The organism is Methylobacterium sp. P3_A11 (assembly GCF_056403155.1).
The window spans coordinates 1-26,612 of sequence record NZ_JBFUGA010000085.1 but is presented as its reverse complement, the minus strand read 5'-3'; the positions used below and the strand labels follow the sequence as shown (position 1 = coordinate 26,612).

The following is a 26,612-nucleotide window of genomic DNA, read 5'->3' as shown; positions in this document are numbered from 1 at the left end:
CGACGGTGCCGGCCCGGGCCGCCAGGGCGCGCCATTCGGGCCGCTCCGCGTCCGCCCCGGCCGCGAGGGTCTCGGCACCGAGGCGCAGATCGCGGGCGAGGCGGGCGAGGCGAGCCAAGCCGTCTGACGCATGCGCCTGGCCCGCCAGGGTGCTGGCGAGGTCGTGACTCGCCCGGGCCAGGGCCTCCACGGCCTCCGCCGGTACGCGCAGGATGGCGGCGGAGCCCTCGGCCGGCTCGGAGCCCGGCTTCGATGCGGCCGAAGCGGGGGACGGGGCGGGGAGCGGGGCGGCCGGAGCGGAGGGCGGGTCCGGTGTGGGATCTGGGGCCGCACCCGCTGGTAGAGGCGGCCCCAGATCCGGCGGCGCCGGCTTCGCCGGCGCTTCGCCGGGAAGGCCGAGGACGTGGCCGAGGGCCGCCAGGGCGTCGGCCGGCATGTCCGGGCCGGCCCCGTCCTTGAGACCCGCAACGTAGGATTCGATCCGGTCCAGGGCGAGGTGGACGGCGTTGGCCGCCTCGCGGTCGAGGGCGTGGGCGCCGGTGCGCACGCCCTCGAACAGCGATTCCAGGCGGTGCGCGACGGCCTCCACCGCAGGGAGATCGACGGCCCGCGCGGCGCCCTTCAGGCTGTGGGCGCGACGGAACACGTCGTTCCAGTCCGGCGTGGCGCTGCCGAGCGCCCCGCGGATCGCCGTGACGTGCTCCCTGTGCTCGACGTCGAAGGCGGCGAGCAGAAGCTGGCGGATGTCCTCGGCCAAGGCGCAGCCCGCCTCAGTGCCGATATCGCTCGGCGAGGGCCATGAGGGCCTGGGCGAGTTCGGTGAGGTTGGCCGAGGCCGCCTCCACCTGCCGCGTCCCCGCCGCCGTCTGCTGGCTGGCCTGCCGGATGTTCTGGAGCGCGCCCATCACCTGCTCGATGCCGAGCTGCTGCTGGTTGGTCGAGGCGACGATCTGCTGGAAGGTCTGGACGTTCTCCTCGACCCGGGCGGTGATCTCCTCGATGGTCCGCTGCGTCGTGTCGGAGCGGGTCTTGCCGGCGGCCGCGCGCTTGACCGCCTCCTCGGTGAGCATCACCGAGGTGTTGATGCCCCGCTGGATCTCGCCCAGGATCGCGCGCACCTGCCCGGTGGCCGCCTTGGCCTGATCGGCCAGGAGCTTCATCTCGGAGGCCACCACCGCGAAGCTGCGCCCGCCCTCGCCGGCCGCGGCCGCCTCGATGGCGGCGTTGAGCGCCAGCAGATGGGTGCGCTCCGAGATGTCGTTGACCGTCTCGATGATGTCGCCGATCGTCTGGGTCTTCTCCGACAGGCTGACGATGTTGCCGGCGACCGCCTCGGCCTGCTCGCGGATCGCGTCCATGGCCCTGGCGGTGTCGGAGACCGCGCGCAGGCCCTGCCGGGAGGTCTGGGCGGTGGCCTGGGCGGTGGCGATCACCTCGGTGGCGCGCTTGCTGATCTGGGCGCCGGAATGGGTGATCTCGTCGACCGTGGCGGCGGTCTCCTGCACGGCGGCGAATTGCTGCTCGACCGAGGCCGCCTGCTCCTGCGCCGAGGCGCGGATCTCCGCCGCCGCCGCGTTCAGGTCGGCGGTGGCGGCCCGGTTCGTCCGGGCGAGGTCCGACAGACCCGACACCATCGCGTTCAGCGTCGCCGCCAGACGCCCGATCTCGTCCCGTCCGCGGGCCGCCAGTTCCCCAGACAGGTCGCCGTCGCCAACACGCGCCACGAACGCCATCACCTGTTCGAGGGGGCGCACCACCGCGCGGCTGATCAGCCACGTGATCAGGATCGCCAGCAGGATGGACGCCGCCAGCGTCAGGTAGATCGAGAGGCGCGAGCGCTCATAGACCTCCTGCGCGGCGCGCTGGCCGAGGGCCATGCTGCCATCGAGCTGCGACCGAAGAGTCTTGATCCCGTCGAGAAAGGGCGCCTGCAGGCGCGTGATCTCCGCGTTGCGGCTCTCGACCCCTGCCACATCCTGCTGGGCGATAGCGGCGAACTGCGCCTCGCTGAGGGACTTGACCTCGCGGAAGGAACCCTGGACCGCGCTCGCCGCCGCGGCGATACGGTCCCAGGACGCCACGCGCTCGGCAGACACCGACCGGGCTCCGTAGTCTTTGGCCAGTTGGATCGTCGTAGTGAGCCGGTTCTCAACCTGGGCGGCGGTCTGCCGCCAAGTGGCCTGGGTGTCCTCGGTACGGGCCGGTCGACCCTGGGCCTGCGTCAGCATCGCGATCACGGCGGATCGGCGCAGGAGCCCGAGGTCGCGCGCCTCGTTCCCGAGGTCGTCGAGCTGACGCAGGATCGACATGTCCCGGTGGACGATGGCGTCGGTGGTGTCGCGCACCGCGCCGATCTGCTCCAGCGCGTAGACACCCAGCGCCACGACCACCACGGTCATGGCGAAGAAGCCGAGGAGGATGCGTCTTCCGATCGAGACTGACACGGGTGGGAATGGCTCCGGTTGGGTCTGGCGGCCCGGTCAGGGCAACACGCGGCGCAGGAGGCGGGGCAGGTCGATGACGACGAAATCCACGCTGCCGTCGCCCGCGGCCCCGGGGGCATAGACCGAAGCGGCATCGTTGCCCAAGCCGTCGGGATCGGCGGGATCCGGCGCGGACCCATCGGACGATCCGGCGGCCCGGGCGATGCCCAGCACCCGATCCACCACGAGGGCGAGGGGTTGCGTCTGGCCACCCCGCAGGACGATCAGATGGCCCGCCGCTGTCCCGCTCTCTGGCGGGGCCTCCGGCCGGCCGAGGGCGCGGGCGAGGCTGAGCACCCCGACGATCCTGCCGGACAACGCGACGAGGCCCACCAGCGCCGGCACCGCGCCGGGCACGGGCGTGCACGGCCGCGACGGCAGCACCTGCGCGACAGCGGCCAAGGGCACACCGTAGCGCTCGCTGCTGCAGGCACAGACCAAGTGATCGACCCCCGAATCGGAAGCCGCCGCGCCGGCGCCGCGCCGGGCGAGGGCGGCGGATCGCTCGGCGCGCAGATCCCGATCCGGCAAATCCCGCTCCGACCGTGCGCGTGGACGGACGGGCGGTGCACTCGGGCGCGCCTCCATCAGGAACTCCTGCTGCCGGCGCCGCCGATCGCGGCGCGGGCGGCGGCCGCACTGACCGCGATCTCGCCCGCGGAGGCGCCGTCGCCCTCGGGCAGCGCCGTGTCGGGCTTGAGGGCTTGACTCAAGGCGACAGCGTTGTCGAGGGCGCGGATCGCCTCGTCCGGCCGCTGCAGGGCGATCAGCAGCAGACCGAGATGATAGTGGGCCATCACGAACCCGCGGTCGAGGTAGAGAGCCGCCCGGAGCGCCCGCTCGGCTTCGGCATCGCGTCCGAGGGTGCGGGCCAGCAGGCCTTCGTAGAAACGCAGGGCCGTGTCGGTCGGGTCTCGGTCGAGGGCGGCACGCAGGATCCGCCATGCCGCGCCGGTCTCGCCGGAATCCGCGAGGGTGCGGATCGAATCGAGATCCCGGTGTGCGGCCTCGGCCGCCCGGTCATCCCGGGCCTGCGCGGCTGCGGCCGCGGGAGCGGGGGCCGGATCCGGTAGGCCATCGAGCGCCGGGGCGGCCTGATGGGCGCGGGCACGCGACGGCGGTCGGCCCAGGTCAGGCTCCGGGTCGCCCAGTTCCGTCCCGGCCCGCGCTGGACAGGCGGCCCCCGGGGTCGGCATCCCGGGCTCCGCCGTGGGCGGCGCCTCTTCGCGGGGGCGGTAGGCCACGGTCCCGGGCAGGCTCACGGCGTCGAGGAAGCTCGCGAAGGCGGGACTGGGCTCGGCATGGCCGAGCAGCAGCCAGCCCTGCGGCCGCAGCCGGCGGCCGAGGCCCCGCACCACGGCCGCGACCGTCCGGGTATCGAAATAGATCAGCACGTTGCGGCAGAGGATCAGGTCGAACGGCTCGCCCTGTGGCGGCCCCGGCTGCACGAGGGTCAGCAGGTTGCCACGCTCGAACCGCACCGGTTCGCGGAATTCAGGCCGCAGGGCGTAACCGCCCTCGCGCCGGACGCCCGGGGCGGCCGGCAACCGGGTGAAGTAGCGAAGCCGGTCCTCCGGCGGCATCGTCCGCAGCGCCCACCGCCCGTACTCCGCGGCGCGGGCGGTGGCCAACGCCTCGGCGCTGATGTCGGTCCCGAGGATCGCGACCCGCCAGTCGGGCAGGGCATCCCCGAGCAGCTCGCGCACCAGGATCGCCAAGGAATAGGGCTCGGCCCCCGTAGAGCAGCCGGCGCTCCAGATCCGAAGGACGCGCTCGGAGGCCCGGGCCGCGATCAGCGCCGGCAGGATCGTCTCGCGCAGCGCCTGGAACTGCTCGGCGTAGCGGAAGAAGAACGTCTCGCCGACGGTGATCTCGGCTTCGAGGTGAGCCCATTCCGCCTCGCCCTCGGCACCGTCCGACAGGAGGGCCGCATAGGCGGTGCAATCGGCCGCGGCGGCGGCGCGGAAGCGGCGGTGGAGCCGCTCGATCAGAAGTTCGTCCTTGTCGATGTAATAGTGGTGTCCGGTGCGCGCGATGATCCGCGCCTTGAGCGGCGCGTAGGCGGGATCGGCACCCAGATCGGGACGGGGACTACCCGGACGGGCCATCGGTCGGTCAGACGGCGGCGGGCAGGGCGGCGAGACGTTCGGAGGCGGCCCGTGCCAGCGCTTCGATGCGGATCCGCTCCTGCGCGGTCAGGAGGCGCTCCGGCGCCAGCGCATGGACGAGCCGCTCGCCGAGGACCAGTTCCGCGGCGACGCAACCGTTGAGCGTATCGGCCTCCCCGGTGGGCCGGATCGCGGCCTCCGGGACGGTGACGAGGTCGGACGCGCGGTCGACCAGGTAGGCGACGACCTCAGCCTGCATCAGCACGAGATGGGCGTACAGATCGGGCGCCGCAGCCACGGGACGCAGGCCGAGAAGGGCCGCGAGGTCGATCACCGGAACCGGCACCCCGCCGAGGTTGAGAAAACCGGCCAGCCAGCCAGAGGCCGTCGGCGGATTGTGGAGGTCCGGAAGCGGCAGGACCTCGGCGACCGCGCTGCGGGGCAGGGCGCAGGCCGTACCGGCGACATCCAGCAGGAGATAGGCCGAACCGCTGCTGGCCACCGCCACCCGCACCCCCTGTCGCTCGGTCACGGCCGGGCCGGGACGGGTCGCGACATAAGGCCAGTTAACGCTCCCGGCAATTGTGCGGTGCATTTGGCCGATGCCGCGGAACCAAGTCTCGCCTGAGCCGCTTATTTTCCGACGCAGCGGCATCGCGCCTGACCACGTGCGATGCTTTGCCTGCGCCGGTCTACGCCAGGGATTGATGATGAGGAAACTTCTGTTGGCCGCCGCGTCGCTGACGCTCCTCGCGGGCTCCGCCTATGCCCAGGGCAACTCGCCCTACAATTCCTCTGGCGCGCAGGCCGGCGGCCCCCGCGGCGGCGTCGAGCGCGCCGGTGAAGCGGCCGCGATGGAACGGGGTGCTGCGCCGGCCGCGCGTCCGATGATGCACAAGCGAATGAAGCACAAGCGGATGAAGCATCACCGCCGCATGCGCCACCATATGTGAGCCCGACGGCTCCGGGGCGTTCCGGAAACGGGATCGCCCGGGTGGCCCGGCCTGTCGCATCCGCGACAGGCCTTTTTTGTGCCGATCGATCGACTGGAAGCATAATGCCGCCCGATCGCCGGTTGCGGGACGCGGCGGCGCGGTTCAAGTTCGCATGCCGGGCGTACCCGCCGAAAATGTTCGCAAACGAACACCGAACGATCATCAATTTAGCGGCCCATTTGGCGCGGGCCTTGGGGGCGCGGAGAGTATCGATGTCACGACCGCTCGACCGGAGGTTCGAGGACAGGATCGAGCCGACCGGCGTCGAGGCGCGACGCAGCGCCATCGTGGCGTCCGTGCGCCAGCGGGGCTTCGTCACGATCGAGGCCCTGGCGGCACAGTTCGGCGTGACCGTCCAGACGATCCGGCGCGATCTCAACGAACTGAGCGCCGAGGGGCGCCTGGAGCGCTATCGCGGCGGCGGCGGCCTGCCCTCCAGCGTCGAGAACATCGACTATGCCGACCGCCGCGTGACCCTGCTGCCGGAGAAGACCCGGATCGGCCGGCTCGCCGCCAGCCAGATCCCGTCGCACTGCTCGGTCTTCATCAACATCGGCACGACGCCCGAGGCCGTCGCGCGAGAACTGAGCCGGCACGACGACCTCAGCATCATCACCAACAACCTCAACGTCGCGATCTCCCTGGCCGAGACCACCGAGTTCCGCATCGTCGTGGCCGGCGGCACCGTGCGCAACCGCGACGGCGCGGTGCTCGGCCAGCTCACCTGCGACACGCTCAGCCAGTTCCGCGTCGACGTGGCGGTGATCGGCATCAGCGGCATCGACGCCGACGGGGCGCTCCTCGACTACGATTACGAGGAGGTACGGGCCACGCAGACCATCCTGGCGCATGCCCGCACCACCTTCTTGGTCGCCGATCACACGAAGTTCACGCGCCGCCCGATGGTCCAGGTCGGGCGGCTGGAGCAGGTCGACACCTTCTTCACCGACCGGATGCCGCCGGCGGAGATCGTCGCGCTGATGGAGCGCCAGGGCGTCACCCTGGCGGTGGCGGACCGCGACGACGAACCATAACGAACATTCAATTTTTCGCTTGCGAAAATCCGCGGTCGGATCAATATAATGCCAACCCGCCGAGAGGGCGGGATTGGAGGAACCATGGCGGCAGCATCGCGCCAGCGCGAGCCGTCCGACGCATACGAACTTCTGGTCGTCGGCGGCGGCATCAACGGCACCGGCATCGCCCGGGACGCGGCTGGCCGCGGCCTGTCGGTCCTGCTGGCCGAACGCGGGGACCTCGCCGGATTCACCTCCTCATCCTCGACGAAGTTGATCCACGGCGGCCTGCGCTACCTCGAATATTACGAGTTCCGCCTGGTGCGGGAGGCGCTCGCCGAGCGCGAGCGGCTGCTGCGGCTCGCCCCGCACGTCATCTGGCCGCTGCGCTTCGTCCTGCCCCACGACGAGGGCCTGCGCCCGGCCTGGATGCTGCGGCTCGGGCTCTTCCTCTACGACCACCTCGCGCGGCTGCGGACCCTGCCGGGCTCGCACGGGGTCGACCTCCGCAGTTCCGATTACGGCAGGCCGCTGCAGAAACGCCTCACGCGCGGCTTCGTCTATTCCGACTGCTGGGTGGAGGACAGCCGCCTCGTCGTGCTCAACGCCATGGACGCCCGCGAGCGCGGCGCGACGGTGCTGACCCGCACCGGCGTGGTCTCGGCCCGGCGCGAGGGAGACGGGTGGGTCGCGACCCTGCGCGACGAGCGCGGGGGCAACGAGCGGACGATCCGGGCCAAGGCCGTAGTCAACGCCGCCGGGCCGTGGGTCAGCGAAACGCTCGGGGGCACGCTGGGGATCAACAGCCGCGCGGCGGTGCGGCTGATCAAGGGCAGCCACATCGTGGTCAAGCGCCTGTTCGAGGGCGACCAAGCCTACATCCTGCAGCAGCCCGACAAGCGCATCATCTTCGCGATCCCCTACGAGCGTGACTTCACGCTGATCGGCACCACCGATGTGCCCTACGACGGTGAGCCCGGCCCGGTCTCGATCTCACAGGACGAAACCGATTACCTCTGCGGCTGCATCAACCGCTCGTTCGACACCCGGATCACCCCGGCCGACGTGGTCTGGAGCTATTCGGGCGTGCGGCCACTCTACGACGACGCGGCCGAGAACGCCTCGGCGGTGACCCGCGACTACGTCCTCGACGTGGAAGATCAAGACGGCCAGGCGGCGGTGCTGTCGGTGTTCGGCGGCAAGATCACGACCTACCGGCGGCTCGCCGAGCACGCGCTGGAGAAGCTGAAGCCGTATTTTCCGGCGCTCAAGAAGGCCTGGACCGGCGACGCGGTCCTGCCCGGCGGCGCCATGAAGGATGCCGACTTCGACCAGTTCCTCGCCAAGCTGAAGTCGGAAAAGCCGTTCCTGCCGGAGGAGACCGCGCGCCGCCTCGCCCGCGCCTACGGCACCCGGGCACGCGACATCGTCGGGACGGCACGCTCCATGGCCGATCTCGGCGAGGCCTTCGACGGCGGCCTGACGGCGGCCGAGGTCGACTACCTGCGCACGGAGGAATGGGCCGTGACCGCCGAGGATATCCTCTGGCGGCGTTCCAAGCTCGGTCTGCGCACCGGCACGGACAGCGCGGCGCGCCTCGCCGCCTATCTCGACCGCAAGGCCGAAGCGGCCTGAACTTTTCGGCTTCGATCCGGCGACAGACCGGTCGGGCATCACAGGGGAGGGAACGATGAGCCGTTACGTCGGGGCCATCGACCAGGGCACCACGAGCAGCCGCTTCATCGTGTTCGACCGGGAGGGCGGCGTCATCGCCCTCGCCCAGGCCGAGCACGCGCAGATCTACCCGGCTCCCGGCCATGTCGAGCACGACGCCGGCGAGATCTGGACGAAGACGCAAGGGGTGATGCGCGAGGCGCTGGAGAAGGGCGGGCTCCAGCCCTCCGATCTCGCGGCCGTCGGCATCACCAACCAGCGCGAGACCACGCTGATCTGGGACCGTAAGACCGGCAAGCCCCTGCACAACGCCCTGGTCTGGCAGGACACCCGCAACGACCGGCTGGTGGGCGAGTTCGCCCGCGACGGCGGCCGCGACCGGTTCCGCGACCTCACCGGCCTGCCGCTCGCGAGCTACTTCTCGGGCCTCAAGCTTCGCTGGCTGCTCGACCATGTCGAGGGCGCCCGGGAGAAGGCCGAGGCCGGCGACGTGCTGTTCGGCAACATCGACACGTGGCTCGTCTGGAACCTCACCGGCGGCACTGAGGGCGGCCTCCACGTCACCGACGTGACCAACGCCAGCCGCACGCAGCTCATGTCGCTCAAGACCCTGGAATGGGACGACGGCATGCTGAAGACCTTCGGCATCCCGAAGGCGATGCTGCCGAAGATCGTCTCGTCGAGCGAGGTCTACGGGGAGACCAAGGCGCCCTTCGCCGGCGTGCCGATCGCCGGCATCCTTGGCGACCAGCAGGCGGCCCTGTTCGGGCAGACCTGCTTCGCGCCCGGCGAGGCCAAGAACACCTACGGCACCGGCTGCTTCGCGCTGATGAACACCGGCGAGGAGCCGGTCCCGTCGAAGGCCGGCCTCGTGACCACGCTGGCTTACCGCCTCGACGGCCAGAAGCCCGCCTACGCGCTGGAGGGCTCCATCGCCATCACGGGCGCCCTGGTGCAGTGGCTGCGCGACAACCTGCACATGATCAAGGATTCCGCCGAGGTCGAGACGCTCGCCACCACGGTCGAGGACAATGGCGGCGTCTACTTCGTGCCGGCCTTCTCGGGGCTCTACGCTCCGCACTGGAATGAAGGCGCCCGCGGCCTGATCATCGGCCTGACCCGCTACGTCAACCGCGGCCACATCGCCCGCTCGGTGCTGGAGGCGACCGCCTTTCAGACCCGCGAGGTGTTGCAGGCGATGGCCAAGGATTCCGGCATCCCCGTGAAGGAGCTGCGGGCCGATGGCGGCATGGTCGCCAACAACACGCTGATGCAGTTCCAGTCCGACCTGCTCGACGTGCCGGTGGTGCGCCCGAAGGTGGCCGAGACCACAGCCCTCGGCGCCGCCTACGCGGCCGGTCTCGCGGTCGGCTACTGGAAGGGTCTCGACGACCTCAAGCGCAACTGGGGCGTCGACAAGCGCTGGACGCCGAAGATGGATGCCGGCCAGCGCGAGAAGATTGCGGCCGCCTGGGGCCGGGCGGTGCAGCGCTCCTTCGACTGGAAGACCGACGAGGATTGAGGACGGCCTTCCGGCTCCTGCCCGCGCCGTGCGGGCCTGAGCCGCTCACGCCGCATCGATCCCGATCGCACCTTCATCCTGAGGTGCGGCGGAGCCGCCTCGCAGGAGGGCTCCAGCCAGCGACGCGATCCCCGGAGGCCTCCTTCGCGGCCTCCGCGGCACTCCGGCACCCAGGATGGGGGCGGAGACGGGAGAACGGCACATATCGGTGACCGCCTCCGGCGGCCACACGCTCGCACAAGCTTTGGACTCCTACAAAAAAGCAGCGAACGGGGGGAGACAGGACGATGACACCACCATTCCTGGGCGAATTCCTGGGCACGATGACCCTGATCGTGCTCGGCGACGGCGTCGTGGCCGGCGCCCTGCTCAAGCATTCCAAGGGCGAGAATGCCGGCTGGATAGCCATCACGGCGGGCTGGGCCTTCGCGGTCCTTGCCGGGGTCTTCGTGGCCAACGCCACCGGCAGCGCCGACGCCCACATCAACCCCGCGGTCACGGTGGCGGGTGCGGTCAGTTCCGGTGATTTCAGCAAGCTTGCCACCTACATCCCGGCTCAGATGCTCGGCGCCTTCGTGGGGGCCGTCCTCGTCTGGCTCCATTACCTGCCGCACTGGGGCGCGACCCAGGATCCCGGCCTGAAGCTCGCCTGCTTCTGCACCGGGCCGGCGATCCGGGACGCGAAGGCCAACTGGATCTCCGAGATCATCGCGACCTTCTTCCTGATCCTGACGATCTCCGCCCTCGTGACCACGACGCTGGGCTCCACCGGGGCGATCCCGCGGGGCGTCGCGCCCTACATGGTCGGCATGCTGGTCTGGGGCATCGGACTGTCCCTCGGCGGCACCACCGGCTACGCCATCAACCCGGCCCGGGACCTTGGGCCGCGGGTGGCCCACGCGGTGCTGCCGATCGCCGGCAAGGGCTCCTCCGACTGGGGCTACGCGCTGATCCCCGTGGCCGCGCCCCTGGTCGGCGCGGTGCTGGCCGGGCTGTTCGTCCGGGCGCTCGGGATCTGACGGAACGGCCGTACCCTCAACCACCGCGGGGCGGCCCGGCGTCGCGGCGGTTTGCGGCCGGCGGCCTGGGGCCTTAAGTCAGGGCGATCCCGACCGCGCCCATGGGCGCCTCCCCGCGGTGTGGCAGCCCCCGACCCATGGCCGTCGTCCTCGACATCCTGAAGAACGATCCGCGCACGGCGCGCCTGCGCCATCCCGAGAAGGCGCACCGGCCCGACCAGCCCGTCCAGACCAAGAAGCCGGACTGGATCCGCGTGAAGGCGCCGGGCTCCAAGGCCTGGACCGAGACCCAGAAGATCGTGCGCGAGCACGGGCTGGTCACGGTCTGCGAGGAGGCCGGCTGCCCCAATATCGGCGAGTGCTGGGAGAAGCGGCACGCCACCTTCATGATCATGGGCGACACCTGCACGCGGGCCTGCGCCTTCTGCAACGTGCGCACCGGCCTGCCGGACGCCCTCGACGCGGCGGAGCCCGAGAAGATCGGCGATTCGGTCGCCAAGCTCGGCCTGCACCACGTGGTCATCACCTCGGTGGACCGGGACGACCTGAAGGATGGCGGCGCCGAGCACTTCGCCCGCACGATCGCGGCGATCCGGCGGGCGAGCCCCGGCACGACGGTCGAGATCCTGACCCCCGACTTCCTGCGCAAGGACGGGGCGCTCGAGATCGTGGTCGCCGCCAAGCCCGACGTGTTCAACCACAACCTCGAGACCGTGCCGGCCAAGTACCTCACGGTGCGGCCGGGCGCCCGCTATTTCCACTCCTTGCGCCTGCTCCAGCGGGTGAAGGAACTCGATCCGGCGATCTTCACCAAGTCGGGCATCATGGTCGGGCTCGGCGAGGAGCGGAACGAGGTGCTCCAGCTCATGGACGACCTGCGCTCGGCCGACGTCGACTTCCTGACCGTCGGCCAGTACCTCCAGCCGTCGAAGAAGCACCACGAGGTCGTGCGCTTCGTCCCGCCGGACGAGTTCAAGGCCTACGAGACCACCGCCTATGCCAAGGGCTTTCTGCTGGTCTCGGCCACGCCGCTTACCCGCTCGTCGCACCATGCGGGCGAGGACTTCGCGCGACTTCAGGCGGCGCGCCTGGCAAAACTGTCGCCCGCGCTTTCGGCCTAAGGATATCCGAAGACCATGCCGTCCTTCCGGGTCACCCGCGCGGTGAAGCATTCGCCGCAGCAGATGTACGATCTCGTGGCCGACGTCGAGCGCTACCCCGAGTTCCTGCCGCTCTGCGAATCCCTGCGGGTGATCCGTCGGCAGGATACACAAGAGGGCCGGCAGGTGCTGATCGCCGAGATGGGCGTGGGCTACAAGGCGATCCGCGAGCGCTTCACCACCCGGGTCAGCCTCGATCCGCAGAACCTGAAGATCGTCGCCGAGTATATCGACGGCCCGTTCCGGCACCTGGAGAACCGCTGGCTGTTCAAGGACAGTCCCGACGGCGGCTGCAACATCGACTTCTTCATCACCTACGAGTTCAAGAGCCGCACCCTGGGGCTCCTCATGGGCACGATGTTCGACCGGGCCTTCCGCAAGTTCACCGACGCCTTCGAGGGCCGGGCGAACCGGATGTACGGGGCGCGGGCGTAGCCGCCGTCATCGCGAGCGCAGCGAAGCGACCCAGGGAAGCGGGACGCCTCCGCATGTGGCGCTGCCCTGGATTGCTTCGCCGCGCTCGCAAAGACGGTCTCAGGCCCGCTGAGGCCCGCGCACGTGCTCGGGCCGCACGCCCATCCCGATCATCCGCGCGGGCAGAACCTGGAGCGACGGCAGGGCATCGAGGATCCGCAGGGCGAGCGGCGCCCGGAACGGCGCGTCGGCCGCCAGCGACGCAGCGATCACGCGGGACTGGATCGCCCGTTGCAGCGCCTGCGTGACCCGCACCGGGAACATCCGCCGCGCCTGGACCCGGGTGAGGTCGGCTTCGGTGACGCGGCCCGCCCGCAGGGGTTCGGCCAGAAGGTTGGCGGCAGCCACGGCATCCTGGATCGCGAGGTTGATCCCGACGCCGCCCACCGGCGACATGGCATGCGCGGCGTCGCCGATGCAGAGCAGGCCCGGTCGGTGCCAGCGGTCGAGCCGGTCGACCGTGACGGTCAGGAGCTTGACGTCGTCCCAGTCGGCGATCGCGTCGGTGCGGTCGGAGAGGAACGGCGCGATCTGCGCCACGGCCGCCCGGAACGCCGGCAGGCCTTTGGCCCGGAGCGCGGCGTCGCCGCCCTTCGGCACCACGTAGGCGCATTGCCACGCATCCCCCCGGTCGAGGGTGATGAGGATCCGCCCCGGCCCGAACCGCCCGGCCGCCGCCTCCGGATCCCCGTCCCGGCGCGGCAGGCGGAACCACAGCACGTCGATCGGCGCGCCGAAGGCCCGGGGCGCGAAGCCCGCGCGGTCGCGCATCCGCGAGTGCCGGCCATCCGCACAGAGCACCAGGTCAGACCGGATCTCGACCGCGCCGTCCGGCCCCTCGGCGCGCACCCCCGCGACGCGGCCCTCCACCTCGATCAGGTCCTGTGCCTCGGTCCGGCGGAGCAGGTGGAAGGCCGGAAAGCGCCCGGCCTCGCCGGCCAGAAAGTCCAGAAAGTCCCATTGCGGCATGAACGACAGGAAACGGTTCCGGGTCGGAAGCCGGCTGAAATCGGCGACCCGGTAGCTGCGTCCGTCGACGACGCCCGAAAAACTCTCGACGCGCCGCTGGGGCAGGGCGCGGAAGCGCTCGGTGAAGCCCAGCTCGTCCATCAGGTCGAGGGTGGACGGGTGGATCGTGTCGCCGCGGAAGTCGCGGAGGAAATCCGCGTGCTTCTCCAGCACGGTGACGTCGATGCCGGCGCGGGCGAAGAGCAGGCCGGCCATCATCCCGGCAGGGCCGCCGCCGACGATGCACAGGCGGGTCGTCACCGTGTCCATGGGCCGTCCTCTCCGTACCGCGGTCAGGCGCCGAGGGCCTCCTCCAGCAGGCCGACCGCATCGGCGACGGCCGCCCGGCGGATGCCCGCGCGCCCGAGATCGCCGTAGCGCCGCTCCAGATGGCGCGTCGCGCCCGCCCGCTGGGCGAGGCCGAAGTGCACCAGCCCGACCGGCTTGTCGGCGCTCCCGCCGCCGGGTCCGGCGATGCCGGTGATCGCCACCGCGACGGAGGCCCGCGATGCGCCCAGCGCCCCGTCGGCCATCGCCCGCGCCACGGCCTCGCTGACGGCCCCGTGCCGGCGGATCAGATCCATGGGCACCCCGATCGCCTCGGCCTTGGCCTCGTTCGAGTAGGTGACGAAGCCGCGCTCCAGTACGGCCGAGGAGCCCGCCACCGTCGTGAGCAGGCCGGCCACGAGGCCGCCCGTGCAGGACTCGGCCGTGGCGATCCTGCGCCCGGCGGCCGCGTAGGCCGCCACCAGAGCCTCGGCCCGGGCGAGAAGCTCGGCGTCGTCGATCATCGCGAACGGGCTCTCCCCGGGCGGCCGCGCCCTATCTCGTGTTGTGACCCAAGGCCGAGCCCGGCTCAAGGACCGGCGGCCACCATCGGAGACACCCTGTCCATGATCTTCCCCGCGACCACGGCCTTCTACGCCGGGCTGCTCGCCCTCGTGTATCTGGGCCTCTCGGGATGGGTGATCGGGGCTCGCGTCTCCGAGAACGTGCTGTTCGGCGACGGCGGCGACGACACGGTGCTCAAGCGCGTCCGCTCGCACGCGAATTTCGCGGAGTACGTGCCGCTGGCGCTGATCGTTATCGGCCTCCTGGAGGCGGGCGGCGGCGGCCACGGGCTAGTGCGGGCGCTGCTGATCGCCCTGCTGGTCGCCCGGATCCTACACCCGATCGGGATGTTCGCGCCCCCGAACTCGCCGCGCCAGTTCGTCTGCCGGGGCGGCGGCATCCTTCTGACGATGGCAGCCCTGGGCGTCGCCGCGATCGCGCTGCTGGTGCGGGTGGCCTGAGGCAGAGCGCGACGCGCACCCTCTCCCGTGCGGGAGAGGGTTGGGGTGAGGGGCAAGACGCTCCGGATCAGGCACGCCGTCGACGCGCGTTCACGGTGCGGCAGCTCCGAAAAGGCCGGGATCCCTCACCCTGTCCCTCTCCCGCACGGGAGAGGGGACCCGCGCCCGATCCTGAACCCGCGTCGCCCCGGCGGACGCGAGAAGCGGCACGCCTGCAACGGGAGAGGGAAGCCGGACGTGTCCTGTCTCGATCGCGCTCGACCCGAAACCGCTCAGCCCTGCCGCATCGCGGTCTCGGCCTGCGCGTCGAGGGCGGGACCGTCCTCCTCGGGAAGCCGCACCGTCGCGGCCGCCTGGGCGGCAAGCCCTTCCGCCCGGCCGACGAAGCCGAGCTTCTCGGTGGTCGTCGCCTTGATGGAGACCGCCGAGAGCGGCACGCCCGCGATGGCGGCGATGCGCGCGCGGATCTCCTCGCGGTGCTTCCCGATGCGCGGGGCCTCGGCGAGGACGGTGATGTCGAGATGGTCGATGCGGCCGCCGCGCGCGCGGACCAGTTCGCAGGCATGGGCCAGGAACTGGTCGGAGGAGGCCCCGCGCCAGCGCTCGTCGGAGGGCGGGAAATGGGTGCCGATGTCGCCGTCCGCGATGGCGCCGAGCAGGGCGTCGGTGAGCGCGTGCAGCACCACGTCGCCGTCGGAATGAGCGAGCACGCCGCGGTCGGCGGGGATCTTCACGCCGCCCAGCCAGACATGGTCGCCCGTGGTGAAGGCGTGCACGTCGAAGCCGGTGCCGAGGCGGGTCACGTAGGTGGTCATGGCGCGGACTCCCGGCGCTGGCGTTTCTGAGGTCTCCGACGCGAAGGCGCGGTCCGCCTCGATCAGGTCGGCGGGCTGGGTGATCTTGCGGTTGGCAACGTCGCCCGCGAACACCACCACCGGCAGCCCGGCCCATTCGGCGAGCGCGCCGTCGTCGGTGAAGCCGTCGAGGCCCTGCGCGGCGGCGTCCCGGTGGGCGCCGAGCAGAGGGCCGAACGCGAAGGCCTGGGGCGTCTGGACCGCGCGCAGGTGCTCCCGGGGCGGCGTCTCGTGCACCCGGCCGATGCCGGGCGCAATGTCGACGACGCGCTTGACCGTGTCGGTCACCGGCACGCCGGGCACGGCCGCGCCGTGGTCGCGCCCCGCGGCGATCGCGCGGGCGATCAGTGCGGCGTCCACGTAGGGACGGGCCGCGTCGTGGACCAGGACGATTTCGGGCGCCGCGCCGGCCGCCAGGGCCTCGAGTCCGGCGCGCACGGAGAGCTGGCGGGTCGCCCCGCCCTCGACCGGCTGCGTGATCTTGGCGCGGACCGCGGGCGCGAGTTCCTCCAGGYAGCTACGGAAGAAGTCCGCCGCGTCGGCGGCGATCACCGGCTGGATCCGCGCGATCGCGGCATCCGCGGCCAGCGCCGCCAGGGTGCGGGTCAGGACCGCCTGGCCGCCGACCCGGCGATACTGCTTGGGGGTGCCGCCGCCGATGCGGATGCCGCGGCCGGCCGCCACCACCACCGCGGCGACGCCGGTTCCCGCGCTTGCGGGTCCGGTGGCTGGCGTGCCGGTGGCGGGCATGGGCGACGAATCTCGTGAGGGCCTGAGGAGCGGAGCGGCGGCCGGCGCGCGGAACAGCGGTGCCGCCGGAACCCTGCCGCAGGGGGTGCCCGTCGTTTAAGCGGGGGAGGGGCCGAAATCAACGCGCGGCCCCGCTTGCCAGCCGACCGTCCTTGCCTCATTGTTGTGCAGAATGACGACTGATCATTATTTGAGCGCGCTGCGCCGGATCGGAAAGGCTTTCGGCGCGGCACCACCCGCTCCGCTCTGCCTGCTGGCGCCCCTATCCGGCGTCACCGACCTGCACATGCGCCGGATCGCCCGACGCTGCGGCGCCGACGCAGTGGTCTCCGAGATGGTGGCGGCCCGCGAATTCACCCGGGGTTCCGGCGAGGCGACGCTGCGCGCCGAGGGAGCGGGTGTCGACCTGCACGTGGTCCAGCTGGCCGGCTGCGAGGCGCAGCCCATGGCCGAGGCCGCCCGGCTCGCGGAGGCCGGCGGCGCCGACGTGATCGACGTCAACATGGGCTGCCCGGCCAAGATCGTCACCGGCATCGCCTCGGGCTCGGCCCTGATGCGGGACCTCGACCATGCGGAGCGCCTGCTCGCCGCGGTTCGCGGAGCGGTCTCCGTGCCGGTCACCGTCAAGATGCGCCTCGGCTGGGACGACGCGAGCCGCAACGCAGCCGACCTCGCCGCCCGCGCCGAGCGCCTGGGCCTGAACGCCGTCACGGTCCATGGGCGGACCCGGCAGCAATTCTACAAGGGCCGCGCCGACTGGGCGGCGATCCGGCCGGTCGTCGCGGCGGTGTCGATCCCGGTGATCGCCAACGGTGACGTGACCGACAGCGCGAGCGCCCGGGCCTGCCTCGCGGCATCCGGGGCCGCCGGGGTGATGATCGGCCGGGCCGCGACCGGCCGCCCCTGGCTCGTCGGGCAGGTGGCGGCGGCTCTGGCCGGCCGGCCGGCCGCACCGCCGTCGCGGACCGAACAGGCGACCCTCGCCGCCGAGCACTATGCCGGTCTCCTGTCCCTCTACGGCCGCGACATGGGGGTGCGCCACGCGCGCAAGCACCTCGCCGCCTACGCCGAGACCGGCGGGGCGCTGGATCCGGCCGAGCGTTCGGCGCTCCTCACAACCACCGATCCGGAGACCGCGCTCGCCCTGCTGATCCGGGCCTTCGCGGGCGCGGCGAACCCGGTCCGGGAGGCGGCGTGAGCGACGAACCCGTCCCGCAGGATCCTGGGGCTCGGCGCGACTCGGCCGCCGAGGCCGTGCTCAACGCCCTGCCGCTGCCGGTCCTGACCATCGGCGGCGACGAGCGCATCCTCCGCTGCAACCATGCCGCGGAGGCGTTCTTCGACTATTCGGCGCGCCTGATGCTGCGCCGTCGCCTGCGCGACATCATCCCGTTCGCCTCGCCGATCATCGCCCTGGTGACCGAGGTTCGGCGGCGGCGGGCCAGCGTCAGCGAGTACCGGGTGGAGCTGACCCAGCCGCGGCTGGGGCTGGAGCGCAGCGTCGACGTGTTCGCGACCCCGCTCGGCGACGAGGACGACGCCGTGGTGATGATGCTCCAGGAACGGACCATCGCCGACAAGATGAACCGCCAGCTCACTCACCGCGGTGCGGCGCGCTCCATGGTGGCGCTCGGCGCGATGCTGGCCCACGAGATCAAGAACCCCCTCGCCGGGATCCGCGGCGCCGCGCAGCTTCTGGAGAGCACCGGCGCCGAGGAGGACCGCCTGCTCACCCAGCTGATCTGCGACGAATCCGACCGGATCGTGCGCATCGTCGAGCGCATGGAGCTGTTCGGCGACGAACGGCCCTCGGACCGGGGCGCCGTCAACGTCCACGGGGTGCTCGACCAAGTGAAGCGCTCGGCGCAGTCGGGCTTCGCGCGGCATATCCGCTTCGTCGAGACCTACGACCCGTCGCTGCCGCCGGTCCTCGGCAACCGCGACCAGCTGATCCAGGTAATCCTCAACCTCGTGAAGAACGCCGCCGAGGCGATCGGCCCGGATGCGGTCGAGGGCGAGATCACCCTGTCGACCGCCTTCCGCACCGGCCTGCGCCTGCAGGTGCCGGGCTCCCGCGAGCGGGTCAGCCTGCCGATCGAGGTGGCGATCCGCGACAACGGCCCCGGCATCTCGGCCGACCTGCTGCCGGACCTGTTCGATCCCTTCGTCACCACCAAGGCGCAGGGATCCGGCCTCGGTCTTGCATTGGTGGCCAAGATCGTCGGCGACCACGGCGGCATCGTCGAGTGCGATCCCGCTCCCCGCCGCACGACGTTCCGCATCCTTCTGCCGATGTCGAGTGCCCGGGACGGGCGCGAATCGGCGGTCGATCCGTGATGTCGATCCCCGTATCCGGCCCCCCGTCGGAGGTCTGAGTAGAGAGTCATGCCGAACGGCCACATCATCGTCGCCGACGACGACGCCGCCATCCGCACCGTGCTCAACCAAGCGCTGTCACGGGCGGGCTACGAGGTCCGCTCGACGGGCAATTGCGCGACCCTCTGGCGCTGGGTCGCGCAGGGGGAGGGCGATCTCGTCATCACCGACGTGGTGATGCCCGACGAGAACGTGTTCGACCTGCTCCCGCGCATCAAGCGGGTGCGGCCGGAGCTGCCGATCATCGTGATGAGCGCGCAGAACACGTTCATGACGGCGATCCGCGCCTCGGAGCGGGGCGCCTACGAGTACCTGCCGAAACCCTTCGACCTGAAGGAACTGATCGCCATCGTGGGCCGGGCGCTCTCGCGGCCCCGCGGCACCGCCCCCGCCGGGGCGCCGCCGGAGAACGAGGACATCCCGCTGGTCGGGCGCTCGCCCGCCATGCAGGAGATCTACCGGGCGCTTGCCCGGCTGATGCCCACCGACCTCACCGTGATGATCACCGGCGAATCCGGTACCGGCAAGGAACTCGTCGCCCGGGCGCTGCACGATTACGGCCGCCGCCGCACCGGCCCGTTCGTGCCGGTCAACATGGCGGCGATCCCGCGCGACCTGATCGAATCCGAGCTGTTCGGCCACGAGAAGGGGGCCTTCACGGGGGCGCTCCAGCGCTCCGCCGGCCGGTTCGAGCAGGCCGAGGGCGGCACGCTGTTCCTCGACGAGATCGGCGACATGCCCATGGAGGCGCAGACCCGGCTGCTGCGCGTGCTCCAGCAGGGGGAGTACACGACGGTGGGCGGGCGCGTCCCGATCCGCACCAACGTCCGGATCATCGCGGCCACCAACAAGGACCTGCGGGTCTCGATCCAGCAGGGGATCTTCCGCGAGGATCTGTTCTTCCGCCTCAACGTCGTGCCGCTGCGGCTGCCGGCCCTGCGCGAGCGCTCCGAGGACGTGCCGGACCTCATCCGCCACTTCTTCGTCCTGGTCGAGCGCGAGGGTCTCACCCGCAAGACCCTCGACGGCGACGCCATGGAGCGGCTCAAGCGCTACCGCTGGCCCGGCAACGTCCGGGAACTCGAGAACCTCGTCCGGCGCCTGGCCGCCCTCTATCCGCAGGAGACGATCACCGGGCCGGTGATCGAGGCCGAACTCGACACCCTGCCTCTCGCGACACCGTCCAGCCCGGCCGCTAACGGCGCCGCCCGCAAGGGCGGCGGCGAATCGGAGAGCCTGTCGAGCGCGGTGGAACGCCACCTCTCGGATTATTTTTCAGGCTATCGGGACACGTTACCGCCTCCGGGGCTGTATCACCGCATCCTGCGCGAGATCGAAGGTCCGCTGATCGGCGCGGCGCTGGCCGCCACCCGCGGCAACCAGATCCGCGCGGCGGAGCTGCTCGGGGTGAACCGCAACACCCTGCGCAAGAAGGTGCGCGACCTCGACCTCCAGGTGTTCCGGACCGCGCGGTAGAATGGAGAGGGGCGCGCGCCTCACGCGCCTCGACGGCGGGCGTCAGGGATCGCGGAGGCGTCCGGAGGGCACCTTCGAGGCCGCCGCGCCGCGGACCTCGGGATGCGGTCCGGAGGTCGGAAAACCCGTCCGGACCGGCGCTCAGCGGCCCGGCAGGATCGGGTCGCCGCGCATCAGCGCGTGCAGCCGCTCGGTGTCGAACCCGTTCGGGATGGTCGGCAAGGCCGGCTTCGCCGCCGGGGCGGCCTTGACCGGAGCCGGAAGCGACCCGGTGGCCGACGGCTCGGCCTGAGCCGCGCGCACCACCGGTGCCGGCGCCAGATGCGCGAGCCGGTCGGCGCTGACGAGGGCGACGGTCGCCGTCGACACGAGGACGAGGACGGCGCCGAGGAGGGAACGCAGGATACGCACGCAACGACCCGGGACGCGACTTGAGACGGCAACAGATGTACGGCGTGGCCGTTAACGAAGCCCCACTCCAAGTCTTCGGTCGGCGATATTGACCGACGTCCAGGCCATTGCGAGCGACAGCCCGTTCTTCCGGGGCCGCAACGCCCGCCTCTACGCCAAGCCCGTGAGCGAATGCGTCTATCCGGACGGGTCCAACGAGTGCGCCGCCTGGATGGTGGCCTCCGATCCCCGCGAGACGCCGTGACCGCGGACAAGACATGTCTGCCGGGCCGTGGATCGGCGCGTCCGGCTTGACCTCGCCGGGCGCGGCGCGCTTCGTGCACCGCAGCGCAACGCGATCGCCGAGCCCCGATGTCCCTGAAGCCCTCGCCCGAGTCCAAGCAGACCTTCGCGCCCGCGACGCGCCTCGTCCATGCGGGCCGCGATCCGGGCGCTCAGCACGGCTTCGTCAACACGCCGATCTATCGCGGCTCCACCGTCCTCTATCCGACCTACGACGCCATCAAGCACCGGCGCGGGCGCTATAATTACGGCACGTCGGCCACGCCCACGATGGACGCCCTGACCGGAGCCTGGACGGAACTCGCCGGTGCCGCCGGGACCGTCGTCACCCCCTCGGGGCTCGCAGCGCTCACCGTCGCGCTGATGGCCGCCGTCTCGGCGGGCGACCACCTCCTCGTCACCGATTCCGCCTACCGGCCGACCCGCCAGTTCTGCGACGGCGTACTGGCGCGCTTCGGCGTCGAGGTCACCTACTACGACCCGATCATCGGGTCCGGCATCGCCACCCTGATGCGGCCGAACACCAAGGCCGTCCTGGTCGAGGCGCCGGGCTCGCAGAGCTTCGAGATGCAGGACATCCCGGCCATCGCCGCGGTGGCGCACGCGCACGGGGCCTGCGTGATCATGGACAATACCTGGGCGACGCCGCTGCTGTTCCCGCCGCACGCGCGCGGGGTCGACATCGCTGTCGAGGCCGGGACCAAGTACCTGAGCGGTGGCTCGGATCTGCTGATCGGCCTGACCTCCGCCAACGCCCAGTACTTCCCGGCCGTGCGCCGCACCTTCGACCACTTCGCGATGTGCGCCGGGGCGGAGGACATCTTCCTGGCGCTCCGCGGCATGCGCACCATGACCCTGAGGCTGCGCGAGCACGGCCGTGCCGGGCTGGAGATGGCGGGCTGGCTCCAGGCCCGCCCCGAGGTCCTGCGCGTCCTGCATCCCGGCCTGCCGGACGATCCCGGCCACGCCATCTGGAAGCGGGACTTCTCCGGCGCCTCCGGGCTGTTCGGCGTGATCCTCAAGCCGGTGCCCGAGGCGGCGGTCGCCGCCATGCTGGACGGACTGGAGCTGTTCGGGATGGGTTTCTCGTGGGGCGGCTTCGAAAGCCTCGTGATCCCGTTCGACTGCGCCGGCTACCGGACCGCCACGCAGTGGGCACCCGGCGGACCGGCCCTGCGCTTCCATATCGGACTCGAGGACACCGACGACCTCAAGGCCGACCTCGATGCCGGCTTCGCGCGCCTGCGGGCCGCCACGTGAGCACGCCGACCCGGCGGGGCCTCATCCAGGGCGCCGGCGCCCTCACCCTGGCGGCCGCCCTCCCGGCGGCGGCCGCGGAGGCGGACGTGACCGGCCGCCTCGCTCGCTACATGGCGGCCGCCCGGGCGCAGGAACTGCCCCCGGAAGTCCTGATCGCCTGCAAGCACCGCATCCTCGACACCCTGGCCGCCATGGTCTCGGGGGCTCGGATGCGGCCGGGCGAGATGGCGCTGGCCTACGTCCGGACCCTCGGCGGGGCCGAGCAGGCGGGGGTCGTCGCATCCGGCTTCCGGACCACCACGGTCAACGCGGCGCTCGCCAACGCCATGTGCGCCCATGCGGACGAGACGGACGACTTCGAGCCGGTGACCAAGGCCCATCCTGGCTGCGCCACGGTCCCGGCGGCCCTGGCGCTCGCCGAACGGCACGGCAATTCCGGCGCCGAGTTCGTCCGGGCGGTGGCACTCGGCTACGATCTCTGCTGCCGTCTGCTGCTGGCCCTGGGTCCCGACCTCGTCCGCGGCACGCATCGCAGCGCCGAGGGCACGAGCTCGACCTTCGGAGCGCTCGGCGCCGCCGCGGCCCTGGCCCGCCTCGATGAGCGGGGCATGCGTTTCGCCCTCTCCTACGCGGCCCAGCAGGTCTCCGGCCTGTGGAGCTGGGTGCGCGACGAGGACCATGTCGAGAAGGCGTTCGACTTCGCCGGCATGGGCGCGCGCAACGGGGTGACGGCAGTCGGCATGGTGGAAGCGGGCCTGACCGGCGTCGCCGACGTTCTCGACGGCCGCCACAACCTTCTCAACGCGCTCTCCACCGCGCCGAAGCCCGAGCTGATGCTCGAGGGGCTGGGCAGCCGCTTCTTCGTCACCGAGACGGCGATCAAGACCTTCTCGGTCGGTTACCCGATCCAGTCCCCCCTCGACGCGACCCTGACCCTGCGCCGGCAGTACGGCCTGACGCCGGAGACCGTGCGGCACATCCAAGTGAGGGTGCCCACCGACGCGGTCGGCATCGTCGGGTCGAGCGCCATGCCGGACGTGAGTTGCCAGCACCTCGTGGCGCTGGCGCTGGTGAAGGGCGCCGTCTCCTTCGCCGACAGCCACGATGCCGGTCTGATGCACGATCCCGTGATCGCCGCCCAGAAGGCCAAGGTCGAGCTGGTGGGCGATCCGGCCCTGATGGATCCCGCCGCCCCGCGCGGCGCCGTCGTGACGATCACCCTCGCGGACGGGCGGATCGTGGAGCATCACACCCGGCATCCGCCGGGCACACGGGAGACCCCCCTGACCACCGAGGCCGTCAACGCCAAGGCGCGGGACCTCATGGCGCCGGTGCTCGGTCCGGAGGCGACCGAGCGCCTGATCGCACGGATCAACACGCTGGAGACGCTCGCCGACATGCGCGACCTGCGTCCGCTGCTCGCCGCCTGAGCCGACGCCGTCGGGCGGGAACGGATTTGACCTGTCCGCCCGATCCTGATTGACCGGCCCGGCATGATCACGAGCCTCTCCGCCGGCGGCGCCCCGCGCCTCGCACCAGTCGACCGGATCGTCCGCGGGCTCGACGCGCTGAGCCTCACCCACGGCCGCGCCGTGGCGGCCCTGCTGACGCTGTGCCTGATCCTGTTCCTGCCGGGCCAGATCTCGCTCCAGCCGATGGACCGGGACGAGCCGCGCTTCGCCCAGGCTTCGAAGCAGATGCTGGAGACGGGCGACCTCGTGGACATCCGCTTCCAGGGCGAGGCGCGGCACAAGAAGCCGGCGGGGATCTACTGGGCGCAGGCCGCCGCGGTGGCGGCCGGCGAGGCGCTGGGCATGCCCGGAGCGCGCACCCAGATCGCCCTGTACCGGATACCGTCCCTGATCGGCGCCACCGCCTCGGTGCTGCTCGCCTATTGGGCCGCGCTCGCGTTCCTGCCCCGCCGGGGGGCGCTGCTCGCCGCCGCCCTCTACGGCGCCTGCCTGATGCTCTCGGCCGAAGCGCATCTCGCCAAGACCGACGCGCTGCTCGTCGCCTGCGCCACCGCGAGCCTCGCCGCGCTCGCCCGCACCTGGCTGGCGCGGCGCGACGGCAAGCCCGTATCCGGGCCGACCGTCGCGGCGTTCTGGCTCGGGATGGCGGCGGGCATCCTGGTGAAGGGGCCGATGGTGCCGCTCTTCGTGGCGCTGCCGGCGCTCGGCCTGTCGGTCGTGGCCCGGTCCGGCCGCTGGCTCGGCGCCCTTCGGCCGCTGCCCGGCCTCGCCCTGACGCTCCTGGCGGTCGCCCCCTGGTTCGCGGCGATCGCGTGGAAGAGCGGCGGCGCCTTCTACACCGAGGCGGTCGGGCACGACATGCTGGCCAAGGTCGGCGGCGGCGCCGAGCGCCACTGGGCGCCACCCGGCGCCTACGCGCTCACCGTGTTCGCTACCTTCTGGCCGGGGGCCGCCTTCGCGGCCATGAGCCTGCCGTTCGCGTGGCACACGCGGCGGGAGCCCGCCGTCGCCTTCCTGATCGCCGCCGTGCTGCCGGCGTGGCTGATCCTTGAGGCGGTGCCGACCAAGCTGCCGCACTACATTCTGCCGCTGATGCCGTGGCTCGCGGTCCTCACCGTGCTGGCGATGACCCGGGGGGCGCTGGACCCGCGCCTGCGGGGCGCACGCCTGACGGCCCTGCTGGTGCCGGCGATCCCGGTGGCCCTCACGCTCGGCCTGTGCCTCGCGGGCTGGCGGCTCGACGCCCACACCATCCCGTGGCCGGCCCTCCCGCTGCTCGCCGCCGCCTGCGCGGTCGCGGCGCTGGCCTGGCGCGCCTTCGCGCAGGGTTCGGCCGAGGGCGCCCTCGTGCTCGGGGTGGTGGCCTCCATCCTGCTCGGGCCGGCGGTCCTGGGCGTGGCGCAGCTGTCGCTGCCGGCCCTGAAGGTCTCGCCGCGGCTCGCGGCCCTGCGCGACCGGATGCCCTGCGCGGACCCGCAGGTGGCGAGCCTCGGCTACCGGGAGCCGAGCCTCGTCTTCCTCGTCGGCACCGACCTCGCCCTGCCTCCCGACGGCGCCGCCGCCCGGTCCTTCCTCGAGGGCGGCGGCTGCCGGCTGCTGTTCGTGGAATCCCGCGACCGCGACACCTTCAACGCGGCCTGGCCCGTGGGGCGCGGCGCACCCGCGCCCCTGGCGGAGGTCGACGGCTTCAACCTCAACACCGGCCGCCGGGTCTTCGTGACGGCCTACGCGGTGACCCCGTGAGCGACGCCCCGCATCTCAGCATCGTCGTGCCCGTGAAGAACGAGGCCGGTAACATCGCGCCCCTGGTGGCCGAGATCGAGGCCGCCTGCGCGGGCCTCGCCTTCGAGCTGATCTACGTGGATGACGCGTCCACCGACGGGACGCGGGCGGCCCTGGCGGCGGCCCGGGCGGGGCGGCCCTGGCTGAGGATCCTGCACCATGCCCGGAGCGGCGGTCAGTCGGCGGCGGTGCGCAGCGGCGTCCTGGCCGCCCGCGGCACCGTCGTGGCGACCCTCGACGGCGACGGCCAGAACGATCCGGCCTTCATCCCCGCCCTCCTGGCCGCCCTGGAGGCGGCGGGTCCGGATGCGGGCCTCGCCCAGGGCCAGCGGCGCGGGCGCAAGGACGGGCGCTTCAAGATGCTCCAGTCGCGCATCGCCAACGGTGTCCGCGGGCGGATCCTGAACGACGCGACCCGCGACACCGGCTGCGGTCTCAAGGTCTTCCGGCGCGCCGTGTATCTCCGGCTGCCCTATTTCGACGCCCTCCACCGGTTCATGCCGGCCCTGGTGGCCCGGGAGGGCTTCTCCGTGGTCCACCGCGACGTGGTAGACCGGCCGCGGCTCACGGGCGTCTCGAAGTACGGTCTGTTCGACCGGCTCTGGGTCGGGCTCCTCGATCTCGCCGGGGTCTGGTGGCTGATCCGGCGCAAGCGCGCCGATCCGCGGCCGGAGGAGGTCGCCCGCCCGGCGGGCGCGCCGACAGACCAGGACGTCGGATGCTGATCCAGCTCGCCCACGATCTGCCGGCCTATTTCTACGATGTGTTCGTCACCCGGCTCGACTTCTGGCTGGTCTTCGGCATCGTCGCCCAGGTGGTGTTCGGCTCGCGCTTCATCCTGCAATGGATCGCCAGCGAGCGGGCCGGACGGAGCGTGATCCCGCTGTCGTTCTGGTTCCTGTCGATCCTCGGCGGCCTGATGACCCTGGTCTACGGGTTCGTGCGCCGCGAGCCGGTGATCATCATCGGCCAGGGGCTCTCCACCGGCATCTACCTGCGCAATCTCGCGCTGATCTTCCGCGAGCGGCAGCGGAAGCGCGGTCGCCCATGAGCCGCGCGCCGCTGCCCGCCTACTACGACGACCTGGACGCCACGTTCGAGGCGCTGTGGGGCCTGCTGGCGGACGGCGCCGCGCACGGCCGCAGCGGGTTTCACCTGCCGACGGTGGCGACGCTCGGCGCGGCGGGCGGCCCGCGGC

General features: G+C 71.8%; 26 protein-coding genes. 17 read left to right on the top strand and 9 right to left on the bottom strand.

From position 1 onward, the window contains the following. The 5 genes from AC1DXK_RS22640 to AC1DXK_RS22620 form a co-directional block, all read right to left on the bottom strand. Positions 1-757 (bottom strand): Hpt domain-containing protein (locus tag AC1DXK_RS22640; protein ID WP_477299132.1); only part of this gene is annotated, 757 nt, incomplete at its 3' end. Positions 758-770: 13 nt separating this feature from the next. Next, the gene (locus AC1DXK_RS22635) at positions 771-2,444 is read right to left on the bottom strand and encodes a methyl-accepting chemotaxis protein (protein WP_477299130.1); all 1,674 of its coding nucleotides are present in this window, start codon (positions 2,442-2,444) and stop codon (positions 771-773) included. Between the two features lie 36 nt (positions 2,445-2,480). Further along, positions 2,481-3,014, bottom strand: coding sequence for a chemotaxis protein CheW (locus tag AC1DXK_RS22630; RefSeq protein ID WP_457107269.1), 534 nt, complete (start codon positions 3,012-3,014; stop codon positions 2,481-2,483). A gap of 56 nt (positions 3,015-3,070) precedes the next feature. Then, a complete protein-coding gene (locus AC1DXK_RS22625) occupies positions 3,071-4,591 on the bottom strand; it encodes a CheR family methyltransferase (RefSeq protein ID WP_457107270.1) in 1,521 nt (506 codons plus the stop codon). Positions 4,592-4,598: 7 nt separating this feature from the next. Beyond that, positions 4,599-5,093, bottom strand: coding sequence for a chemotaxis protein CheW (locus AC1DXK_RS22620; protein ID WP_457107314.1), 495 nt, complete (start codon positions 5,091-5,093; stop codon positions 4,599-4,601). Positions 5,094-5,316: 223 nt separating this feature from the next. Between AC1DXK_RS22620 and AC1DXK_RS22615 the strand changes: the two genes are divergently transcribed. The 7 genes from AC1DXK_RS22615 to AC1DXK_RS22585 all read left to right on the top strand — a co-directional run bounded on the left by AC1DXK_RS22615 (position 5,317) and on the right by AC1DXK_RS22585 (position 12,412). After that, positions 5,317-5,544, top strand: coding sequence for a hypothetical protein (locus AC1DXK_RS22615; RefSeq protein ID WP_457107271.1), 228 nt, complete (start codon positions 5,317-5,319; stop codon positions 5,542-5,544). Between the two features lie 254 nt (positions 5,545-5,798). Further along, positions 5,799-6,620, top strand: a complete 822-nt coding sequence (locus tag AC1DXK_RS22610) for a DeoR/GlpR family DNA-binding transcription regulator (RefSeq protein WP_457107272.1) — start codon at positions 5,799-5,801, stop codon at positions 6,618-6,620. A gap of 84 nt (positions 6,621-6,704) precedes the next feature. Further along, complete coding sequence (gene glpD / locus AC1DXK_RS22605) at positions 6,705-8,237, top strand: glycerol-3-phosphate dehydrogenase (protein WP_457107273.1); 1,533 nt, start codon at positions 6,705-6,707, stop codon at positions 8,235-8,237. Positions 8,238-8,292: 55 nt separating this feature from the next. Further along, positions 8,293-9,798 (top strand): glycerol kinase GlpK, encoded by a 1,506-nt coding sequence (gene glpK, locus AC1DXK_RS22600; protein WP_457107274.1) that lies wholly within the window; start codon positions 8,293-8,295, stop codon positions 9,796-9,798. Positions 9,799-10,085: 287 nt separating this feature from the next. After that, positions 10,086-10,817, top strand: a complete 732-nt coding sequence (locus AC1DXK_RS22595; RefSeq protein ID WP_457107275.1) for an MIP/aquaporin family protein — start codon at positions 10,086-10,088, stop codon at positions 10,815-10,817. A gap of 137 nt (positions 10,818-10,954) precedes the next feature. Beyond that, positions 10,955-11,938 (top strand): lipoyl synthase, encoded by a 984-nt coding sequence (gene lipA / locus AC1DXK_RS22590; protein WP_457107276.1) that lies wholly within the window; start codon positions 10,955-10,957, stop codon positions 11,936-11,938. A gap of 15 nt (positions 11,939-11,953) precedes the next feature. Then, positions 11,954-12,412 (top strand): type II toxin-antitoxin system RatA family toxin, encoded by a 459-nt coding sequence (locus AC1DXK_RS22585; RefSeq protein ID WP_457107277.1) that lies wholly within the window; start codon positions 11,954-11,956, stop codon positions 12,410-12,412. Between the two features lie 99 nt (positions 12,413-12,511). Here the strand turns inward: AC1DXK_RS22585 and AC1DXK_RS22580 are convergent, their stop codons facing one another. Beyond that, positions 12,512-13,729, bottom strand: a complete 1,218-nt coding sequence (locus AC1DXK_RS22580) for an FAD-dependent oxidoreductase (protein WP_457107278.1) — start codon at positions 13,727-13,729, stop codon at positions 12,512-12,514. A gap of 23 nt (positions 13,730-13,752) precedes the next feature. Further along, complete coding sequence (locus AC1DXK_RS22575; protein WP_457107279.1) at positions 13,753-14,250, bottom strand: CinA family protein; 498 nt, start codon at positions 14,248-14,250, stop codon at positions 13,753-13,755. Between the two features lie 102 nt (positions 14,251-14,352). Here AC1DXK_RS22575 and AC1DXK_RS22570 point away from each other — a divergent pair, with 102 nt between their 5' ends. Next, positions 14,353-14,751 (top strand): MAPEG family protein, encoded by a 399-nt coding sequence (locus AC1DXK_RS22570; protein WP_457107280.1) that lies wholly within the window; start codon positions 14,353-14,355, stop codon positions 14,749-14,751. A gap of 272 nt (positions 14,752-15,023) precedes the next feature. Here AC1DXK_RS22570 and AC1DXK_RS22565 read toward each other — a convergent pair whose 3' ends face one another. Further along, entirely contained in the window at positions 15,024-16,355 is a 1,332-nt protein-coding gene (locus tag AC1DXK_RS22565) for a bifunctional 2-C-methyl-D-erythritol 4-phosphate cytidylyltransferase/2-C-methyl-D-erythritol 2,4-cyclodiphosphate synthase (RefSeq protein WP_477299125.1), read from the bottom strand. Between the two features lie 172 nt (positions 16,356-16,527). On the opposite strand from AC1DXK_RS22565, the gene dusB reads away from it, so the two are divergent. Genes dusB through ntrC form a run of 3 tightly spaced genes read left to right on the top strand, consistent with a single transcriptional unit; the run spans position 16,528 to position 20,207 of the window. Continuing rightward, positions 16,528-17,553: a tRNA dihydrouridine synthase DusB gene (dusB, locus tag AC1DXK_RS22560; protein WP_457107282.1), complete on the top strand. Its 1,026-nt coding sequence runs from the start codon at positions 16,528-16,530 to the stop codon at positions 17,551-17,553. Beyond that, on the top strand, positions 17,550-18,692 hold the full coding sequence (locus tag AC1DXK_RS22555) for a two-component system sensor histidine kinase NtrB (protein ID WP_457107283.1): 1,143 nt from the start codon (positions 17,550-17,552) through the stop codon (positions 18,690-18,692). The genes dusB and AC1DXK_RS22555 overlap by 4 nt, the downstream gene beginning before the upstream one ends. Before the next feature lie 48 nt (positions 18,693-18,740). Continuing rightward, complete coding sequence (gene ntrC, locus AC1DXK_RS22550) at positions 18,741-20,207, top strand: nitrogen regulation protein NR(I) (RefSeq protein ID WP_457107284.1); 1,467 nt, start codon at positions 18,741-18,743, stop codon at positions 20,205-20,207. Between the two features lie 141 nt (positions 20,208-20,348). On the opposite strand, the gene AC1DXK_RS22545 is transcribed toward ntrC, so the two are convergent. Next, the gene (locus AC1DXK_RS22545; RefSeq protein ID WP_457107285.1) at positions 20,349-20,618 is read right to left on the bottom strand and encodes a hypothetical protein; all 270 of its coding nucleotides are present in this window, start codon (positions 20,616-20,618) and stop codon (positions 20,349-20,351) included. A gap of 88 nt (positions 20,619-20,706) precedes the next feature. Here AC1DXK_RS22545 and AC1DXK_RS22540 point away from each other — a divergent pair, with 88 nt between their 5' ends. From AC1DXK_RS22540 to AC1DXK_RS22515, 6 genes are all read left to right on the top strand, one after another. Continuing rightward, complete coding sequence (locus tag AC1DXK_RS22540) at positions 20,707-20,862, top strand: ribosome modulation factor (protein ID WP_457107286.1); 156 nt, start codon at positions 20,707-20,709, stop codon at positions 20,860-20,862. A 107-nt stretch (positions 20,863-20,969) separates the two neighbouring features. Further along, positions 20,970-22,160 carry a cystathionine beta-lyase gene (metC, locus tag AC1DXK_RS22535; RefSeq protein ID WP_457107287.1) on the top strand — a complete coding sequence of 397 codons (1,191 nt, stop codon included), beginning with the start codon at positions 20,970-20,972 and terminating at the stop codon, positions 22,158-22,160. Beyond that, positions 22,157-23,590 (top strand): MmgE/PrpD family protein, encoded by a 1,434-nt coding sequence (locus AC1DXK_RS22530; RefSeq protein ID WP_477299122.1) that lies wholly within the window; start codon positions 22,157-22,159, stop codon positions 23,588-23,590. Before metC ends, AC1DXK_RS22530 begins: the two co-directional genes overlap by 4 nt. A 63-nt stretch (positions 23,591-23,653) precedes the next feature. Further along, complete coding sequence (locus AC1DXK_RS22525) at positions 23,654-25,375, top strand: ArnT family glycosyltransferase (RefSeq protein WP_477299120.1); 1,722 nt, start codon at positions 23,654-23,656, stop codon at positions 25,373-25,375. Continuing rightward, on the top strand, positions 25,372-26,139 hold the full coding sequence (locus AC1DXK_RS22520) for a glycosyltransferase family 2 protein (protein ID WP_457107290.1): 768 nt from the start codon (positions 25,372-25,374) through the stop codon (positions 26,137-26,139). The genes AC1DXK_RS22525 and AC1DXK_RS22520 overlap by 4 nt, the downstream gene beginning before the upstream one ends. Continuing rightward, on the top strand, positions 26,133-26,465 hold the full coding sequence (locus tag AC1DXK_RS22515; RefSeq protein ID WP_457107291.1) for a lipid-A-disaccharide synthase N-terminal domain-containing protein: 333 nt from the start codon (positions 26,133-26,135) through the stop codon (positions 26,463-26,465). Before AC1DXK_RS22520 ends, AC1DXK_RS22515 begins: the two co-directional genes overlap by 7 nt. The last annotated feature ends 147 nt before the right edge of the window (positions 26,466-26,612 follow it).